Here is a 2,674-nt window from a genome sequence, read left to right as displayed (position 1 = left end):
CCCCGCCGGTGGCGGTTCCCCACCCCAGGTTGAACGCCACACCGCCGGCACCGCCGTCACCACCGGTGGCGCCGCTGCCGCCGGCCCCGCCGGTACCGCCGAGCGCAAAGCCGGCCCCACCGGCACCGCCGGCGCCGCCCGCGCCGGTGCTGCTGTCACCGCCGGCCCCGCCGGTGGCGCCCGCCGGAGTGCCGAAGCCGAAGTCGGCGCCCCCGAGAAAGCCCACGTTACCGCCGTCACCGCCGGTGCCGCCGGTCGCGGTGGTCGCGCTCCCACCAGCACCACCGGTACCGCCGACACCTGAATAGAACCCACCCTGCCCGCCGGCCCCGCCATTGCCGCCGTCCACACCGGAGATGGTGGAGTTCCAGCCGGCCCCGCCGGTCCCGCCATTGCCATCCCACACGGCGGCCCCACCTGTCCCACCGGTACCAGGGGCCACACTGGCCGAACCGGGGCCACCGGTCCCGCCGTTACCGCCGTTACCGAGGATCCCGGCCAGCCCGCCGTTACCGCCATTGCCACCGGTGACCGTGGAGTTCCAGCCGTTGCCGCCGTTGCCCATCAACAAGCCGCCGTTTTGACCATTCGGGCTGGCCTGCGTCCCATTGGCGCCGTCGAAAAACAGCGGCTGTCCCAGCAACTTGTCGCTGGTCTGGTTCAACTCATACATCACCGTCGCCAACGGTTCCGTCGTCGCCGACGGCGGCGACGACCCTGAGGCCTCAGCCACCGCGGCCGGCCACGTCGCCGGATTGAACGCCTCGGTGGCAAGCGACTCAGCACCCCGGAACGCCTGGCTCGCCTGGTTCAGCGCCTGCACAATCTGGTCCGAGACCTTCTGGGCCTCGGTGATGAGCGTCTGGAACTCCTGGCCCACCTCGGAAAACAGCGTCGCCAGGGCCTTGGAGATCTGATCACCGGCGGATCCCGGCACCCAGACGAACGGCAGGCCCGCCGCCGCATTCGCGGCGCCCAGCGACGAGCCGATGGTCGCCACCTGCGCCGCCGCAGCCGTCAACGCATCTGGCGCGACGACGACATACGACATTGCTGACCTCCGAAGAGTCGCCGGAAACACCGCATAACCTACGCTGCAGCCGAATAACGACTGAATACCTAAAGAATAATAGGACTATAGCGCACGCGTCTAATCAATACGTTCCGTTTTGACGTGGAAAAGGTGATAGCCGGTATGTTAATGAGGCTACCCAGTTCGCTCGACCCGAAAGCTGGGTGAGCCGAGCATGGATCGGCCACAGTGCCGAGAGAATAGGACTCTCGCCTTTCGCCAAGCGCCGGCAAAGACACCCCTGGTGTGCGCGCCCGCCGGTTGTCCCGGGTGTAGATGCCGACCATCGCCCAGGGCGGGTCGGGTAAGCCCAGCCGGTGGCGGTCCCAGTAGGCGGCGGGGGCTACCTCGATCAGCCACTGCGCGCCACGCCGGTACATCCAGCACAGGTGCTTGGGTGTGGCGCGACGTAGCCAGCGCCGCACGGTCGACTCGAATCGGTGGATGCAGGCGGCGATGCGCCGGTAGCCCAGGCCGTTGACCTTGTGCAGCAGTGCCTGGCCGATCACCTCGGTGGTGTCGCCATGGCGGGCCTGGAATGCCGTCGGCAACACGATGTGGGTGGATTCGCATTGCGAGCAGCGCACCCGCCGTGGTCGCAGCGTCACTGTCGTACTGCCGTGGGAGCGGATCGTGCGGCACCGTCCAAACCCCCATTTGGCGAGCCGGCTGGCGCATCGTGGGCAGTGCAGCGTCCCAGCGTCGAGATGGTCCTCGGCCAGCTCGGCGATTCGGGCGACGATCAAGCGGTCCGTGGTCGCCACCCACCGTGACGGTCAACAACTACACCGGTACCGCGCCCGGCCAGATCGCCAGCGCCGACGCTTCGCGGCACCGACTCTCCCGATACGGAGACCGGAAATGAACCCCGCGAAGCACCACAGAACTCGGGACAACCTCGCGCTCGCGACCCGAGTCACTACCGCCCCAAAGTCGACAGCAACCTGACTGGATGAGCGTCATCGACGGGCGGCACCGCATTGCCAGCACCAACAATGGCGCGGGTCCGTGATCACCATGGCGACCGTACCCGCCGTCGACGATCCGATCTCCACTGAGCTCAAAAATATGATGCGCCAACCCAAACTGGGTCGCGCGCTCGAACCCCTACCCGCGCGGCGACTCGCTATGGCGATATTAACTCACCGGCGCCACCGGCCGTTCCGCCGGAGCCGCCGGCCGCGCCGCCACTTCCGACGGTGGCATTGGTCGGCGTGAACGCGAAGACGTTGCCGCCGGTGCCACCGTCGCCGCCGATAGGACCGGTGCCGCCGGCACCGCCGGTACCGCCGTAGGCGACTCCGGTGGTCAAGAAGTTGTAGCCCGTGCCGCCCGTCCCCCCGGTACCGCCGACGGTGGCACCGCTGCCGCCCACACCGCCGACGCCTCCGTGGGCGGTACCCCAGTCGATGGGCAGGTACTTCAGCAGGCCGTCGAAATCGTCGACGGCAACGTTGAAGGGCCCCATCCAGGCACTGCCGCCCTGGCCGCCCTGGCCTCCGGCATCGACCGTGCCGGCGCCGCCCACTCCGCCGGCCCCGCCGGTGGCGGTTCCCCACCCCAGGTTGAACGCCACACCGCCGGCACCGCCGTCACCACCGG

At 68.8% G+C, this 2,674-nt stretch carries 2 protein-coding genes and 1 pseudogene; all 3 read right to left on the bottom strand.

What is annotated here, in order from left to right:
• Positions 1 to 1,051 (bottom strand): PE family protein (locus tag ACOJVU_RS12050; protein WP_421529985.1); only part of this gene is annotated, 1,051 nt, incomplete at its 3' end.
• A gap of 68 nt (positions 1,052 to 1,119) precedes the next feature.
• Positions 1,120 to 1,836: a DUF6431 domain-containing protein gene (locus ACOJVU_RS12045; RefSeq protein ID WP_421529984.1), complete on the bottom strand. Its 717-nt coding sequence runs from the start codon at positions 1,834 to 1,836 to the stop codon at positions 1,120 to 1,122.
• Between the two features lie 362 nt (positions 1,837 to 2,198).
• Positions 2,199 to 2,674, bottom strand: a pseudogene (locus ACOJVU_RS12040) (hypothetical protein); the annotation flags it as partial.

Source organism: Mycobacterium sp. THU-M104 (assembly GCF_049197365.1).
GTDB lineage: Bacteria > Actinomycetota > Actinomycetes > Mycobacteriales > Mycobacteriaceae > Mycobacterium.
This window is presented reverse-complemented; position numbering and strand designations above follow the sequence as displayed.